The following is a 14,958-nucleotide window of genomic DNA, read 5'->3' on the forward strand; positions in this document are numbered from 1 at the left end:
GACTTCCCGACACGACGACTTGGCAAACTCAAGCACACGCCTTCCCCACATCGGCCGCGCGACCCGGCTTTGAACGGAATCGACCTGAACACAAGACGAAGGCCCGGATCCTTGAGGATCCGGGCCTTCGTCTTGCAGTAGCGGGGACAGGATTTGAACCTGCGACCTCTGGGTTATGAGCCCAGCGAGCTACCGAGCTGCTCCACCCCGCGCCGTTGTGTTCTCAAGGTATCACGACGGCGGGACGGTCCCGCACCACCGCGGCCCTGTGACCACCGGTTCGTATCGGTGGCCACAGGGCCGGGGGGCATACGGCCGACCGGCTCAGCTGCCCCGCTTGCCGCTCTTCTCGGACGCCTTCGCCGCCCGGTCCAGGGCCGCCTTCAGCTTCTTCTGGGCCTCGCCGTAACCGGCCCAGTCGCCCGAGGCGCGCGCCTTCTCGCCCTCCTCGTAGGCCTTCTGCGCGTCGCCCAGCGCCTGCTGCACCGTCTGGCCCGACGGGGGCGGCTGGCTGGTGTCGCCGCCCGGCGGGTTCTCCGAACCCGTACTGGGCGCCTTCTTGCCGAAGACCACATCCAGCGCGTCCTTGAGGGAGTTCTCCAGGACGGGCTTGTTGTCGCCGTAACTGACCAGCACCTTCTTCAGGAGCGGGTAGTTGGTGTTGGCACCGCGCAGATACACCGGTTCGACGTAGAGCAGTCCGCCGTCCAGTGGCACGGTCAGCAGATTGCCGTACTCGATCTCCGAGTCGCCGAGTTTCTTGAGGATGTTGAGCTCATTGGCGATGTTCGGATCGGAGTTGAACTTCGACTGCACCAGCTGCGGTCCGGGCACCGGCGTCTGTGAGGGCAGTTTCAGCAGTCTGATCTTGCCGTAGTCGCCGCTGGTCGCATTGGCGTCAACGGCCATGAACGCACCGAGGTTGTCGCGCTTGTTGGGCGTGAAGGTCGTCGTCAGCGAGAACGCCCGGTTCTTCTGGTCCGGCATCTTCATGCTCAGGTAGTACGGCGGTACCGCGTTGCCCGACTTGGTCGTCGGGTCGTTCGGGATCTGCCAGCGCTCGGAGCCGGTGTAGAAGGTGCCGGGGTCCGTGACGTGGTACGTGGTCAGCAGCTGGCGCTGCACCTTGAAGAGGTCCTGCGGGTAGCGCAGGTGCTCCTTGAGCGCCGGGCTTATGGCGCTCTTCTTCTCGACCGTGCCGGGGAACGACTTCATCCAGGTCTTGAGGACCGGGTCCTTGTCGTCCCACTGGTAGAGCTTCACCGAACCGTCGTAGGCATCCACCGTCGCCTTGACGGAGTTACGGATGTAGTTGACCTGGTTCTGCTGGGCCACCACAGCGCGCTGGCCGTCGGTGAGCGAATCCGCCGTGCTGTCCCCGAGCGTGGTGCGCGAGGCGTACGGATAGCCGTTGCTGGTGGTGTAGGCGTCCACGATCCACTTGACCCGGTGGTTGATGACCGCCGGGTAGGCGTCGCCGTCGATGGTCAGCCAGGGGGCGACGGCTTCGACGCGCTCCTTGGGCGTGCGGTTGTACAGGATCCGCGAGCCCTTGCCGATCGCTCCGGAGTAGAGGATCTGCGGCTCCCCGAACGCCACCGCGTATGCGGCGCGGTTGACCGGGTTCGCGAGGTTGACGCCGCTGCTGCCCTTGTAGCTGTAGCTCTTCTCGCCGCTGTCGTCGGAGTAGTCCAGTTCCTTCTGCGGACCGCCGACGATGGAGTACTGCGAGGTCTTCTCGCCGTAGTACACCCGCTGCTGGTACGAGCCGAGCTGCCCCTTGGCCGGCAGATCCGACTCGGTGTACTTCGGACCACCGCCGTCGGCGGGCTCGGTCCCCTTGGCGGCGACCGCGCCGTAGCCGTGGGTGTACTTGAAGTGGTCGTTGATCCAGTTGCGTTCGGGGATACCGGCGATGTTCAGCTCGCGCAGACCGATGACGGTGTCCTGCTCGGCACCGTCCGTGCCCTTGTACCGGTCGACGTCGAGGGTGGAGGGGAACTGATAGTACCCGCGCACCTGCTGCTGTTGCTGGAAGGCCGGCGAGACCACATTCGGGTCGAGCAGCCGCATGCTGGCCGTGGTGTCGGCGTCATCGCGCAGCCGCTGGCTCTCCGCCTTGTCGGCGGGCTTGTAGTTGCCCTTGTACGGCGTGACCGCGGAGTCCTGGATGTCGTACGCATCCCGGGTCGCCTTGATGTTCTGCTTGATGTACGGCGCTTCCTTGGCCTGCTCGTTCGGCTGGACCTGGAACTTCTGCACGATCGCCGGGTACAGCCCGCCGATGAGGATCGCCGAGAGCACCATCAGACCGAAGCCGATCACCGGCAGCTGCCACGTCCGCCGCCAGAGGGTGGCGAAGAACAGCACCGCACAGATCGCCGCGATGAAGAACAGGATCGTCTTCGCCGGGAGATAGGCGTTGGCATCGACATACCGCAGGCCCGTCCAGTTGTCGGCCGACTTCAGGCCGCTGGACTTGACCGCCAGGCCGTACCGGTCGAGCCAGTACGCGATCGCCTTGAGCGAGACGAAAATACCCAGCAGCACCGACAGATGGCCGGTGGCCGCCGCGGTCGCCCGCGAGCCGGGGCTGGTCAGCCGCAGCCCGCCGTACAGGTAGTGCGTCAGCGCCGCGGCGACCAGACACAGCACCGCACAGGCGAAGCCGAAGCTCAACAGGAAGCGGTACCAGGGCAGATCGAAGGTGTAGAAGGCGATGTCCATGCCGAACTGCGGGTCCGTCTTGCCGAACGGCACGCCGTTGACCCACTGCAGCCAGGTCCGCCACTCGCCCGAGGCGGAGGCACCGGCGATCAGGCCGATCACCGCGGTGATCGCGATCAGCGCCCACTTCTTGAACGGCGCGATGCCCATCCGGTAGCGGTCCAGGCTCTGCTGCTCCACGGACATCGCGCTCAGCGGCGGCCGCAGCCGGTGCGCCAGCCAGACGTTGACGCCGACGGCCACGGCCATCAGAACGCCGAAGGAGAAGAACAGACCGATCTTGGTCCACAGGGTGGTGGTGAAGACCGAGGAGTACTTGACGGAGCGGTACCAGAGCCAATCGGTCCAGAACCCCGCAAACATCACAAAGAGCATGGCCAATACGGCCAGCACACCCAATGTCATGAGCAGGGTCCGGATCCGCCGCGATGGTCGGCCGACTCTGATCCGTGGCCCTGTCGGGCCTCCGCCGCGGTCCGGCATCTGGAAAGCCAAGGTGCGCACCTCGAAGTTCGCTGTCGTGTGGAGCAGGCCCGGCGATAGTAGGACCCACCGATGCAACTTACGAAGGCTTTACTCAGTTCCCGCTTTCCGGGGTACACAAGGCACGATGTTGAGCATGACCAACCTCCCCGTTGACGGCACCCCCCTCGCCGCCGACCCCCTGACCCGCGCGGTGCTCGAAATCGACGAGTACAGCGCCGGGCTCGGCTGGGATCAGCCCGCCCGACTGTTCGCCCTCGTCGACACCGCCAAGCTGCGTGCGCAGGAGCCCTCGCTCGCCGCCCAGCTCGGCATCGACGACTCCACCACCACGTCCCTGACCCCCGTGGAACAGGATGAGATCCCGGCGGGCGTCCCGCTGGACGAGTTCCTGGCCACCATTGCCTGGCCGGACGCCGTCGCGGGCTGCGCGCTGACCGTGGAGCGGCTGATGCTGCCGCCGTCCGCCGAGGACTCCGAGCCCGAGGGCATGGACGAGGCGCAGCTCGCCAAGTGGGTCGCCAAGCACCCGGACCGCCAGGAAGTCCGGATGACGGTGGCCGTGCTGCGGGACGGACGGCGTGAGTCGGCACTGCGGCTGCGCGAGAAGGACTCCACGTCCGAGGTGCTCACCGGCTCGGCGCTGGTGCCGGGCCTCGCGGAAGCACTGGCGGCGACGTTCGAGGGCTGAGCGCCGCCTGCTGAGCTGACGCCCGGGCCGGCGTGCGCGTCGGGCCGGGCGGATTCCCGCTGCGGGCCGGTCCGGCCCGGAACCGTCGGACAGGCCCCAGGAGCCTAGGAGCGGCCCGCGGGGCTGCAGCTCGGCAGGCCCGCGGTGTCGCCCTTGCGGATCTTCTCCAGCGCCTTGACGGCGTCGCCTATGGTGCCGACCTTGACCAGGGTGAGCCCCTGCGGGGTGTCCTTGGCCGCTGCGGCGCAGTTCTCCTTGGGCGTCAGGAAGTACTGAGCGCCCTTGTCGTGCGCGCCGACCGTCTTCATCGAGATGCCACCGATCGGGCCGACCTTGCCCTTGTCGTCGATGGTGCCCGTACCGGCCACGAACTTGCCGCCCGTCATGTCCCCGGGCGTGAGCTTGTCGACGATGCCGAGCGCGAACATCAGCCCGGCGCTCGGGCCGCCGACATCGGCCAGCTTGACGTCGATGGGGAACGGGAAGATGTGATCCACCCCGGCCTGGATGCCCACGATGGCGCGGCCGTCTTCCGCCTTCTGCGTGGTGATCGTGATCTGCTTCGCGCCGGTCCCGGGCTTCTTGCCCCGCTTCTCCGCCGCGGCGGCGTCCTTGGCGGGGATGATCGTGAAGGTGACCTTCTCGCCCGGCTTGTGCCGGGTGACGAGCTTGGCGACGTCACCGGCCTGCTTGACCTCCGTGCCGTCCACCGCCTTGATCACATCGCCCGCGTGCAGCCGCCCGTTGGCCGGCTTGTTCTTGACGACGGAACCGACGACGGTCTGGGTGGCGACCGGGACGTGCAGCTGGTTGAGGGCGGAGACCTTGGCGCTCTCCTGGGACTGGCTGAACTCCTCGGCGTTCTCCTGGTCGGCCTGCTCGGCCGTCTGCCCCTCGGGGTAGAGCGTCTTGTGCGGCACCACGGCGTTGTCGTGGTCGAGCCAGCCGTACACCGCCTCGAAAAGGTTCATGCGGTAGTCGGGGCCGGTGACCCGGACGGTGGTCATGTTGAGATGACCGGTCGTCGGGAACGTCTTGCGTCCGGAGATCTGCAGCACCGGCTCGCCGCCGTGATCACCAAGGGTGTTGACCGTCGGCCCCGGAGACATCTCGGAGTACGGCACGGGGATCAGTACCCCGGCGCAGAGCAGCGCGATCAGCATCAGGGTCGAGGCGAGCAGCGTCGCGGTGCGGCGTGGCATGGAACGACAGTACGGGACGGGTATGACAACCGGCCCGCGGGGCCGTCCGTACGAGGTCGAACACCCGCCCGTGAGCGGCCGTCATCCCGAAGGGTGTTGCTTGCTTTCGCGAACCGGCGGGGAACGTCAGACTGGGTCCGAGGCGGGGTCGGGAACGGAGTGCTCTCTCTCCATGGCGTCACGGAATCGTGCATAGCCCGCGAGCTCTGCCACATCCCCGGCCTTGCGGTTCCGTAGGGCCCAGCTGCTCCACACCGCGGCAATCAGCCCGGCACCAACCGGAATCAGCAACCAGAGGAGCGCACCCATCAGCGACCTCCCAACCCCTTGCACGACCGCGATCGACGAATAAGCAGATTAACCATCTGCTGGATAAACGCTCACGCCAGGGGGCGGGTTACGCAACCGGAACACAAGGCACCGGTTCGGCCTCACGTTCGGAGGCCACCACCCCGTGGCTACAGGCCACAGCCCGCCGCGTCTGTCATGTCGCCTGCCCCGGGATCGCGCCGTTACGCACCGGGTCGAGCCTCCGCCCCCGGACGACGGCACGACGCGTCGCCCCGCCCTCCGCGCACGGGAACGGCGCTACGCTCCCACCCACTCTTCGGTGCCGTCGGAGAACGTCTGATGCTTCCAGATCGGCGCCTCGTGCTTGAGATCGTCGATCATCTTGCGGCAGGCCTCGAACGCCTCGCCACGGTGCGGGCAGGACACCGCGACCACCACGGCCAGATCCCCGATGCGCAGATCGCCCACTCGATGGACGGCGGCCAGCGCCCGCACGGGGAAGTCGGCGATCACCTTCTCGGCGATCCGGCGCATCTCCGCCTCGGCCGTCGGGTGCGCGGAGTAGCCCAGGCCGTCGACGTCGGCGCCGTTGTCGTGCGAGCGGACCGTACCGACGAACAGGGCCGTGCCGCCGGCGGCCGTGTCCCCCACGGCCGCGAACACCTCGTCCACGGACAGCGCGCTGTCGCGGATCCCCAGGAGCCGGATCGGGTCCGGTGCGGCCTGCTCACCGGGGTGGTCGCGGCCGGGGGTCGAGGGGGAAGGCATGCCAGACATACCCCCATCGTGCCGTACGCGGGCACGGTGGGGAATGGCCGTTTCCGCCGGTCGTCCCGGCCGCCGTATGGAGACTCCTCCAGCCCGGCGGGCCGGGTTCCGCTCAGATCCGGCGGCGGGCCTTACGGGCGCGCCGGACCAGGGCGGCGGTGCCCAGGAGGGCGACGGTGGCACCGGCGGCACCCGCGGCGGTGGCGTCCTTGCGGCCCAGCCTGCGGCCCGCGACGGTGTGCCGTCCGGCGACCTCCTCCAGGAGCTCGGCGAGCACCTCCTCGTTCGTCCACCGGGGACGCCAGCCCGCATCGTGCAGCCGACTGCCGCTGACCACCCACGGATGCATCGTGTACGCGAGGTCCCCGGCGGGCGACGGCGTCAGGCCGATGCGGTGCAGGCGGGCGGCGGCGCCCAGGGCCACCGAGGACGGCAGCTCCATGCGCCGGATGCCGGAGAGCTCCTCGACCTCCTCCTGCTCCAGCCAGCCGTCGCAGCCCACCGCCAGCTCGCCGTCGACCTTCTCCAGCGCGGCGAACTCCAGGGCGCTGACCAGGTCCTCGACGTGGCAGAACTGCCAGGCGGGGCGGGATCCGGCGACGACCAGGAGGCGGGGCGACTCGAAGTAGCGGGTCAGTGCGGTATCCGTGCCGCCCACCAGGACGGTGGGGCGCAGCACGGTGACGTTCAGGCCGGGGTGCGCGCGGGGTGCGCGGTGCGCCAGGTGCTCGATCTCCAGGAGGTCGCCGACACCGGTGGCGTCCGCGGTGGCCCGCAGCTCGGAGTCCTCTGCCAGGGGAACATCGTTGTCGGGCAGCGCCCCGTAGACCATGGCGGAGGTGCACAGCACCACCCGGTGGATGCCGGCGGCCGCGGCGGCGGTGAGCACGGTCTGGGTGCCGCGCACGTTGTACGCGGTGCGCGCCGCGTCGTCGGTCTCCAGGTCGAGGTCGAGCGCGAGGTGGACGACGACATCGGCGCCGCGCAGCTTGTCGGCGATGGCCGGGTCCCGGACGTCGAGGACGTGCCAGTGCGCCTCGGCGACGTCGCCGCGCCGCTCGTCGATGGCCACCACCTCCTTGACCTCGTCGGATGCGACCAGGGCACGAGTGAGCAGCGCACCGACTCCGGATGCGGCTCCGGTGACGGCGACCACGGGCCGGCGCAGCGGCCGGTCCGTGGCCCCGCCTGCGGTGTTGCCTGCCTTTTCGGTCTGGGCCGCAGCGTTTCGCGCTGCGCGAACGGTCGGATCTGGGGAACTCACCGGGCGTCTCCAGCGGTTGTCTTCAGTGCGGACACGTGCTGATACATCCGCACCAGGTGGCGTCCATCCTGCCGCAGCCACCGGGTCAGCGAAGCACCGAGCCCCGAAGCGGTCCGGGTGTCTACGCTGGAGGTGATGTCGGGCAGCCGCCGTCGGCCACCTGGTCGGCGGCCTTACGAGCCGAGGAAACCCGTGAGTGACACCCCATTTGGATTCGGCCTTCCGCCGGAGGAGCCGGAGGACGGCGACAACGGCAAGAAGAAGGGCGGCCAGGGAGGTAGCCAGGACCCCGCGGACCCGTTCGGGTTCGGCGGCGGGAGCGGCGGCGCGGACAACCCGTTCGCGGCGCTCTTCGGCGGCATGGGCGGCCCCGGCGGCGAAATGAACCCTGGCGACCTGGGAGCGGCCTTCCAGAAGCTCGGACAGATGCTCTCCTACGAGGGCGGCCCGGTGAACTGGGACATGGCCAAGGACATTGCGCGGCAGACCGTCGCGCAGGGCGCCGAGGACGGCAGCAAGGACGCGAGCCTGTCGCCGGGTGAGCGGAGCGCCATCGAGGAGGCCGTGCGCCTCGCCGACCTGTGGCTGGACGGTGTGACGTCGCTGCCGTCGGGCTCCGGCTCGGTGGTGGCCTGGAGCCGCGCCGAGTGGGTCGAGGAGACCCTCCCGGTGTGGCAGGACCTGGTCAATCCGCTCGCCGAGCGTGTCGGGGCGGCCATGGGCGACGTACTGCCCGGGGAGATGCAGGCCATGGCGGGCCCGCTGCTCGGGATGATGCGCTCCATGGGCGGCGCGATGTTCGGCACCCAGATCGGCCAGGCGCTGGGCGTGCTCGCCGGTGAGGTCGTCGGTTCGACGGACATCGGACTTCCGCTGGGACCGGCCGGCAAGGCCGCGCTGCTGCCCGTGAACATCGCGGGGTTCGGCGAGGGCCTGGGCGTGCCGGAAGAGGAAGTGCGGCTGTATCTGGCCCTGCGTGAGGCCGCCCACCAGCGGCTCTTCGCCCATGTGCCGTGGCTGCGCTCGCATCTGTTCGGTGCCGTCGAGGGCTACGCGCGCGGCATCAAGGTCGACACGAGCAAGCTGGAGGACGTGGTCGGCCAGATCGATCCGCAGCACCCGGAGGAGCTGCAGAACGCCCTTCAGCAGGGCATGTTCCAGCCCGAGGACACCCCGGAGCAGAAGGCGGCACTGGCCCGGCTGGAGACCGCGCTGGCGCTCGTCGAGGGCTGGGTGGACGCGGTGGTGCACGCCGCCGCCAAGCCGCATCTGCCGTCGGCGGACAAGCTCCGGGAGACGCTGCGGCGGCGCCGGGCCAGCGGTGGCCCCGCCGAGCAGACGTTCTCGACGCTGATCGGTCTGCAGCTGCGGCCGCGGCGGCTGCGGGACGCCTCGCGGCTGTGGGCGTCGCTGACGGACGCGCGGGGCCTGGAGGGCCGCGACGGCCTGTGGGAGCACCCGGACATGCTGCCGACGGCGGCGGACCTGGACGACCCGGACGGGTTCGTGCACCACGAGCAGCCCGACTTCTCCGAGCTCGACAAGATGCTCGGCGAGGCCGCGAGCGGCGGTACGCCGGATCCGGGCGGGCCCGCCCGGGGAAACGACGGCCCGGACGAGGCTCCCGGTGAGGGCAAGGGTGACGACGCCACGTGAGTCTGCATGAGGAGGCGGCGCGGGTGCTCAAGGAGTGGCCCGCGCCGTCGGCCGACCAGGAGCAGCTGCGGCTGATGTATCTGGACCACCTCGCCGCCCATCAGGACGGCATGTGGAAGCCCTGCAAAGACGGACACCTCACGGCCAGCGCGCTGGTGATCGATCCGGTCGGCGGCCGGGTGCTGCTCACCCTGCACCGCAAGCTGGAGATGTGGCTGCAGATGGGCGGCCACTGCGAGCCGGAGGACGCCTCGCCGGCCGATGCGGCGCTGCGTGAGGCGCGCGAGGAGTCGGGGATCACGCAGGGGCTGACGCTGCTGTCCGGCGGCCCGGTGCGGCTGGATCGTCATCACACACCCTGCGCGGTGCATTTGGACGTCCAGTACGCGGCGCTGGCTCCCAAGGACGCGGTGGCGGCGATCAGCGACGAGTCGCTGGATCTGCGGTGGTTCGCGTACGACGAGGTGCCCGGCGTCGCCGATGCGTCGGTGGTGCGCCTGGTCGAGCGCACCCGTGCGCTCCTCTAGACGGCAGCCCGACAGCGCACGCATTCCGGCGCCCGCCCCTCCTGGGGCGGGCGCCGGAGTACGTCAACGGCGCCTCGGCGGCACTCAGTTGGTGAAGATGTTGCCCTGGTTCATTCCCCGGGCGCCCTGCTGGCCCATACCGAACTGGGCGGCCGCACCGGAGCCGATGACGGCGTTCTGCGGCGGCAGCAGCTCGCTGGGCTGGACCAGTGCGTAGCCCTGGCCGAGGAAGCTGAGTTCCCAGCCCTCGCCCGTGTTGCCGCGCCGGCGCCACACACCGGAGGAGTGGGTCTGTGCCTGCATCTGCACACGCAGCGAAGCGGACCAGGCGACCACCGCGTCGGCGTCGGCGTTGACGTACTTGTCGGGCGTGACCTGCAGCATCAGCGGCTGGCCGGAGGTCATCAGAACGACCTTGCCCTGCCCGGAGATGTTGAGCTGGTACTTGCCGGTGCCGGAGATGCCGTACTGGCTGTCGACGGAGACGACCTCCCAGTGGAGGCCGGAGTCCAGGGCCAGGACGTAACTGCTGTCGACGGTCAGACCGTCGTGGTCGACGTCGAGGACATGGACGTACTGGGCGAGGTTGGCCAGATAGACCGTGCCCTGCCCGGAGACGCGCATCAGATCGAGGCCCTCACCGGAGTGCGCGCGGGCGCGCCGCTGGCCGGGCGTCTGGTAGTTGCCGTCGAATTCGAGCAGCCCCTGGTAGGCGACCATCGCACCCTTGCGGGCGAGGACGTCCTCGTGGCCCTGGAGGGCGACGCGCAGCAGCTGGCTGTTCTGCAGGGCGTAGCGGTCCTGGGTCTGTGCCTCGGTGAAGGCGAAAAGCGGACTCTGCATGGCGTGTTCGGTCCTCCCCCTCAGCCCCGGGCCCGGAGCCGGTCGGTGCTGTCCTCGCTGGGCTGGACGACGACGAACCCCTGGCCGGAGAAGCCCAGTTGGTATGCCTCGCCGCTGCCGCGTCCGATCATCGAGGACGCCTTGAAGCTGCGCTTGCCCTTCATCTTCAGATTGGTCGACCAGGCGACCAGGGCGTCCGGGTCCACATACGTCTCGTCCTCACCGCGGCCGCAGTCGACGACGATGGGGGTGCCCCGGGAGGTCAGGGCGACCCAGCCGGTGCCGGAGATACCGACGTTGAAGAGCCCCTGGCCGGCGAACTTCGCCATGCCCTTGACGCGCTGCACGCCCCACTGGAGCTGCGCGTCGAAGGCGAGGAGGTTGGTGCCGTTGACGGAGAGCGAGTCACCGTTGAGGTTGATGCAGACCACGTCGGCCCCGTAGTCGGCGAGGTAGAGCAGGCCGTCCCCGGAGCACTTCATGAGGGGTGCGCCTTCGCCGGTGATCCACTGGGAGGCCATCTGGCGGACGGCGGGCGGGTTCGGCTCGTACTGGACGAAGCCTTCGTAGGCGACCATCGAGCCGGTGCGTGCGAAGACGTCCTGGCCGCTCTGCATGGCGATCTTCACCATGGCACTGCCGTGGTTCTCCATGCGGGCGGCGGGCGGGGTCGGGGCGTAGCCCGACAGCTGCTGCTGGTTCATGACGGGCTCCCTCAGACCTCGTAGGGCTGGACGACGATGAAGTTGCCGGGCGCGCCGCGGAACTGGAGGTTCACGGTCTCGCCGGAGTGGCCGGGGAAGGCGTGCCGGCGCAGGCTCACCTGGCTGGAGATGATCACCTGCGAGGCCGCGGACCAGGCCACGATGGCGTTGGCATCGGCGTAGGTGGTCGGGGTGACCGGCAGCACGACCGGAGTGCCCTGGGTCTTGACGACGAGGGTGCCGGTCCCCTGGAACTGCATGGTGAACAGGGCGCCACCGGGGATGCCGTGGCCCTCGATCCGGCGGACCTCGTGCTGCAGCGACTCGTCGAAGGCGAGGACGCTGTCGGCGGACACACAGATGGCGTCGCCCTGCAGCTCGATGGGGTGGACATGGGCGCTGTTCTCGGCGAAGAAGACCTGGCCCTGGCCGGTGCAGCGCATCAGCTGCATTTCCTGGCCGGTGGCGTTGCCGACGATCCGGCCGCGGAAGCCGGCGCCCTTGTAGCCGAAGTCGACCTTGCCCTGGTAGAGCACCATGCTGCCCTGGCGGGCGAGCACCGGCTGGCCGTCGACGCCGAGGTCGACGCGGATCAGCTTGCTGTTCTGCGGGGTCCAGCGCTGGCCGGTGGGGGCTTCCTTGTACTTGTCCAGCACAGCGCCGAGGCCGGGGCCGCCGCCCTGAGGCACGGCCGGGGCCTGGCCACCCGGATACGGGGCACCCGGGGGCGGTCCCGGCTGCCCGTACGGGGCGGGCTGCCCCTGCGGGGCGCCGTATCCGCCGGGCGGCGGGGCGGGCTGGCCGTAGGGCGGGGCCTGTGGGGCCTGCTGGCCGGGATAGCCGCCCGGTGCGGTCTGCGGCTGGCCGTACGGGTCCTGACCGGGCGCCGGCTGGCCATATGGGGCGGGCGGCTGCTGGCCGGGCGGCCCGGGTACACCGGGCGGGGCCAGCGGGGCGGCGATGGTGGGTGCGCTGTGCACCTGCGGGTCGGCGGGCTGCGGCGCGGGGGCCGGCGGCGGCGCCGGCGGCGCGCCCTGGGGCGGGCCGAAGTCGGGCGCGGGCTGCTGCGGTACGGGCGCGGCGGCGGGCGCCCCGAAGGACGGCGCGGGGGCCGCGGCTCCGGGTGGCGGCGCGAAGCCGGGCGCGCCCTGTGCCGTTGCGGGCGGCGCCGGCGCCTCGGCCTCTTCGGCGACCTCGCCGCCGAAGTTCTTCAGCAGCGCGTCGAGGCCGCCGTCGAAGCCCTGGCCGACCGCGGCGAACCGCCAGACGTCCTTGAGGTAGAAATCGCCGAGCATGACGGCGCGTTCGGTGCTGAATTCGCTGCCGTCGAAGGAGTAGCGGGCGACCTCCTCGCCGCCGGCCACGATCCGGAGGTAGCCGGGTCCGATCTGCGAGACCTGGCCCGCCCCGTCGAGCGCGGCGGTGAAGGAGAGCTTCTGGATCTGCGGCGGGATCTTGTCGAGGGTGACCCGGAACGACTCGCTGTCGCCGGCCTGCGCCCCGAGCAGCTGGACCGACTCCTCGGGCGACTTGGGCTGGTTGAAGAAGATGAAGTACCGGTCGTCGGACAGCCGCTCGTCGGCGTCCAGACCGAAGCAGCTGATGTCGAAGGTCAGGCCGGGCCCGGCGATCTGCACACCGACGTACAGATCCGTTCCCGCCGTCAGATCACCGATCTTGGCCTTGTGGCCCCGCTGGAATTCCCTGGCCATACGTAACGCCCGTCCCCCGCTCCCGCTGTGAGTTGCTCTGCGCGGCCAGGCTAACCGCTGGCGCCGACAGCAGGCGATGCCGGGGCACTGCGGATCTCATCCAATGCCGCGGTCACTCTCCGCGGGCGGTGGGCAGATGGGGCAGCCGGTCGGCCGCGACCACTCCTTCGAGGTAGCCGCGGGCCCGCTCCGTACGGGGGTAGGCCTCCAGGAGGTGCCAGAACCGGGGGCCGTGGCCGGGGACGAGCAGATGGGCGAGTTCATGCAGCAGGACGTAGTCGATGACGTACTCCGGCATGCCCTGAAGGCGGTGCGACAGGCGGATGCTGCCCTCCGCGGGGGTGCACGATCCCCAGCGGGTGTTCTGGTTGGTCACCCAGCGCACCGACGCGGGGCTGGCCCGGCCGTCCAGATACTGGCCGGACAGGCGCTCGGCGCGCTCGGCCAGCTCCCCGTCGCCCAGCATCCGCTTGCTTTCCTGGGCGGCGAGCTTGTCCAGCATGACGGTGACCCAACGCCGTTCCTCGGCCTCGGACATACGGGCCGGAATCAGGACAACCGTGCGGTCGCCCTCGCGGTACGCCGAGACCGTTCTGCGCCGCCGGGAGCTGCGGCGCACTTCGACGGCGCTGGTGCCTGACCCGCGGGCCTTCGGGTTCGGGGCAGCCCTGCGCGATGTGTCAGCGGCGCGGCGCAAGGGTGTCTCCCCTGGGCCGTGGGAAGGGTCGGCGGGCACGCGCCCGACGTTACCCGCTGGCAGTGCGGTAAGTCCCGCCCCGCGGACGGTTCGCCACCGAACCACTCCATGGCGTGCACCGCTTGTATGACCGTTGCCCACTGCCTGTGGATAACTTCCGCACGGATCCGCGGCACGGCGCATGCTGAGAGCCGGACGACGAAGGACGGGGGCGGAGATGAGTCATCCGATGCTCAAGCCCGCGCTGCGGCGCGGCTGGCGGGACAGGGAAACCGTGCGGTTCGGCGTGGCGCCAGCGCATGCGATGGTGGTCGGCCCGGTCGACACGGCGACCGGCAGCTTCCTCTCGCTGATCGACGGCACCCGCACCATGGAGCGACTGATCGAGGAGGCCGCGTTACTGGACCTCCTGCCCGAGCACGTGCGGGGTGTGGTGGAGCGGCTCGGCGCGGCCGGGCTGCTGGAGGCCCCCACCGCCGGCGGCCCGCCGGCCGAGGCCGTACGGGCGGACCACGCCGCCTTCGAACAGCTGCGGCCCGACCTGGCGTCCCTCTCGGTGCGGCATCCGGAACCCGCGGGCGCCCTGGGCCGGATGGGGGCGCGCCGGGCGGTCCGGGCCCGGGTCAAGGGGGCGGGGCGGGTCGGCGCCGCGGTCGCGGCGCTGCTCTCCGCCTCGGGGATCGGCCGGGTGGAGGTGTTCGACGGCGGCATGGTCCAGCCGTGGGACGTGATGCCCGGCGGGCTGCCGGCCGGGCGGATCGGCGAGCGGCGGGACGCGGCCGCGCAACGGCTGGTCCACCGGTCTTCCCCCTGGGGCCGCACCCCGCGGCCGCGGGTCCCGGTCAGCGAATCCGGCGAACCCGGGCTGTCCCTGGTGGTGCTCGCCCCGCGCGACGGGCTCGGCGCGTACGCCCCCGACCCCGTGATCTCCGAGCCGCTGCTCACCGCCGGAATCCCACATCTTTACGCGGGGGTGATCGAGGGCACGGGTGTGGTGGGTCCGTTGGTGCTGCCCGGAGGTTCGGCCTGTGCCCGCTGCGATGAACTACGCCGTACGGACGCGGAGCCGGCCTGGCCGCGGCTGCTGGCGCAGTGGCGGTCGGGTCGTGGTTCACCCGCGGTGCCGGCCTGCGATGCCGCGTTGGCAACTGCGGTCGCGGGGGTCGCCGCCGTCCAGGCGCTGACGTTCCTCGACGGTGAACTACCGCCGTGCACAGGTGCCCGGATGGAGTTCGCCTCGCCGTGTGCAAGCGTGCGGACGGCGCGGATCGAGCCGCATCCGGAGTGCGGCTGCGGCGCCGCCGTCTCGCCGAGTGCGGCAGGCGCCTCGGATCCTCGGCCGTGACACGCCACAATGACGGAGTAACCCCGGTTGGGGGACAGTGTGAGTTGG

General features: G+C 70.3%; 13 protein-coding genes and 1 tRNA gene. 4 read left to right on the top strand and 10 right to left on the bottom strand.

Annotated features, from left to right (window positions below; all coding sequences use genetic code 11):
* Window positions 1-138 precede the first annotated feature (138 nt).
* A tRNA-Met gene (locus ACGFWI_RS21890) sits at window positions 139-212 on the bottom strand.
* 112 nt (window positions 213-324) lie between these two features.
* On the bottom strand, window positions 325-3,210 hold the full coding sequence (locus ACGFWI_RS21895) for a UPF0182 family protein (RefSeq protein ID WP_393907732.1): 2,886 nt from the start codon (window positions 3,208-3,210) through the stop codon (window positions 325-327).
* A 136-nt stretch (window positions 3,211-3,346) separates the two neighbouring features.
* Here ACGFWI_RS21895 and ACGFWI_RS21900 point away from each other — a divergent pair, with 136 nt between their 5' ends.
* Window positions 3,347-3,901, top strand: a complete 555-nt coding sequence (locus ACGFWI_RS21900; protein ID WP_393907646.1) for a PPA1309 family protein — start codon at window positions 3,347-3,349, stop codon at window positions 3,899-3,901.
* 104 nt (window positions 3,902-4,005) lie between these two features.
* Here ACGFWI_RS21900 and ACGFWI_RS21905 read toward each other — a convergent pair whose 3' ends face one another.
* From ACGFWI_RS21905 to ACGFWI_RS21920, 4 genes are all read right to left on the bottom strand, one after another.
* Window positions 4,006-5,103 carry a PDZ domain-containing protein gene (locus ACGFWI_RS21905; RefSeq protein ID WP_393907647.1) on the bottom strand — a complete coding sequence of 366 codons (1,098 nt, stop codon included), beginning with the start codon at window positions 5,101-5,103 and terminating at the stop codon, window positions 4,006-4,008.
* 126 nt (window positions 5,104-5,229) lie between these two features.
* Window positions 5,230-5,412: a hypothetical protein gene (locus ACGFWI_RS21910; protein ID WP_393907648.1), complete on the bottom strand. Its 183-nt coding sequence runs from the start codon at window positions 5,410-5,412 to the stop codon at window positions 5,230-5,232.
* A gap of 279 nt (window positions 5,413-5,691) precedes the next feature.
* On the bottom strand, window positions 5,692-6,171 hold the full coding sequence (locus ACGFWI_RS21915) for a molybdenum cofactor biosynthesis protein MoaE (RefSeq protein ID WP_393907649.1): 480 nt from the start codon (window positions 6,169-6,171) through the stop codon (window positions 5,692-5,694).
* Between the two features lie 103 nt (window positions 6,172-6,274).
* The gene (locus tag ACGFWI_RS21920; RefSeq protein WP_393907650.1) at window positions 6,275-7,426 is read right to left on the bottom strand and encodes an SDR family oxidoreductase; all 1,152 of its coding nucleotides are present in this window, start codon (window positions 7,424-7,426) and stop codon (window positions 6,275-6,277) included.
* 192 nt (window positions 7,427-7,618) lie between these two features.
* Here ACGFWI_RS21920 and ACGFWI_RS21925 point away from each other — a divergent pair, with 192 nt between their 5' ends.
* A complete protein-coding gene (locus ACGFWI_RS21925) occupies window positions 7,619-9,082 on the top strand; it encodes a zinc-dependent metalloprotease (protein WP_393907651.1) in 1,464 nt (487 codons plus the stop codon).
* A complete protein-coding gene (locus ACGFWI_RS21930; RefSeq protein ID WP_393907652.1) occupies window positions 9,079-9,609 on the top strand; it encodes an NUDIX hydrolase in 531 nt (176 codons plus the stop codon). Before ACGFWI_RS21925 ends, ACGFWI_RS21930 begins: the two co-directional genes overlap by 4 nt.
* Window positions 9,610-9,693: 84 nt before the next feature.
* Here ACGFWI_RS21930 and ACGFWI_RS21935 read toward each other — a convergent pair whose 3' ends face one another.
* From ACGFWI_RS21935 to ACGFWI_RS21950, 4 genes are all read right to left on the bottom strand, one after another.
* Window positions 9,694-10,452, bottom strand: coding sequence for an AIM24 family protein (locus tag ACGFWI_RS21935; protein ID WP_393907653.1), 759 nt, complete (start codon window positions 10,450-10,452; stop codon window positions 9,694-9,696).
* Window positions 10,453-10,472: 20 nt separating this feature from the next.
* On the bottom strand, window positions 10,473-11,156 hold the full coding sequence (locus ACGFWI_RS21940; RefSeq protein ID WP_393907654.1) for an AIM24 family protein: 684 nt from the start codon (window positions 11,154-11,156) through the stop codon (window positions 10,473-10,475).
* Window positions 11,157-11,167: 11 nt separating this feature from the next.
* Complete coding sequence (locus ACGFWI_RS21945; RefSeq protein WP_393907655.1) at window positions 11,168-12,868, bottom strand: TerD family protein; 1,701 nt, start codon at window positions 12,866-12,868, stop codon at window positions 11,168-11,170.
* Between the two features lie 112 nt (window positions 12,869-12,980).
* On the bottom strand, window positions 12,981-13,604 hold the full coding sequence (locus tag ACGFWI_RS21950; RefSeq protein ID WP_393907656.1) for a M48 family metallopeptidase: 624 nt from the start codon (window positions 13,602-13,604) through the stop codon (window positions 12,981-12,983).
* Between the two features lie 178 nt (window positions 13,605-13,782).
* Between ACGFWI_RS21950 and ACGFWI_RS21955 the strand changes: the two genes are divergently transcribed.
* Complete coding sequence (locus ACGFWI_RS21955) at window positions 13,783-14,910, top strand: ThiF family adenylyltransferase (RefSeq protein WP_393907657.1); 1,128 nt, start codon at window positions 13,783-13,785, stop codon at window positions 14,908-14,910.
* Window positions 14,911-14,958: the final 48 nt, after the last annotated feature.

The organism is Streptomyces sp. NPDC048434, from assembly GCF_043200375.1.
In the GTDB taxonomy this organism is placed as follows: Bacteria; Actinomycetota; Actinomycetes; order Streptomycetales; family Streptomycetaceae; genus Streptomyces.

Coding starts and splice junctions, on each gene's coding strand:
- ACGFWI_RS21895 (WP_393907732.1), bottom strand. CDS start 3,210: ATGCCGGACCGCGGCGGAGGCCCGACAGGGCCACGGATCAGAGTCGGC.
- ACGFWI_RS21900 (WP_393907646.1), top strand. CDS start 3,347: ATGACCAACCTCCCCGTTGACGGCACCCCCCTCGCCGCCGACCCCCTG.
- ACGFWI_RS21905 (WP_393907647.1), bottom strand. CDS start 5,103: ATGCCACGCCGCACCGCGACGCTGCTCGCCTCGACCCTGATGCTGATC.
- ACGFWI_RS21910 (WP_393907648.1), bottom strand. CDS start 5,412: ATGGGTGCGCTCCTCTGGTTGCTGATTCCGGTTGGTGCCGGGCTGATT.
- ACGFWI_RS21915 (WP_393907649.1), bottom strand. CDS start 6,171: ATGTCTGGCATGCCTTCCCCCTCGACCCCCGGCCGCGACCACCCCGGT.
- ACGFWI_RS21935 (WP_393907653.1), bottom strand. CDS start 10,452: ATGCAGAGTCCGCTTTTCGCCTTCACCGAGGCACAGACCCAGGACCGC.
- ACGFWI_RS21940 (WP_393907654.1), bottom strand. CDS start 11,156: ATGAACCAGCAGCAGCTGTCGGGCTACGCCCCGACCCCGCCCGCCGCC.
- ACGFWI_RS21945 (WP_393907655.1), bottom strand. CDS start 12,868: ATGGCCAGGGAATTCCAGCGGGGCCACAAGGCCAAGATCGGTGATCTG.
- ACGFWI_RS21955 (WP_393907657.1), top strand. CDS start 13,783: ATGAGTCATCCGATGCTCAAGCCCGCGCTGCGGCGCGGCTGGCGGGAC.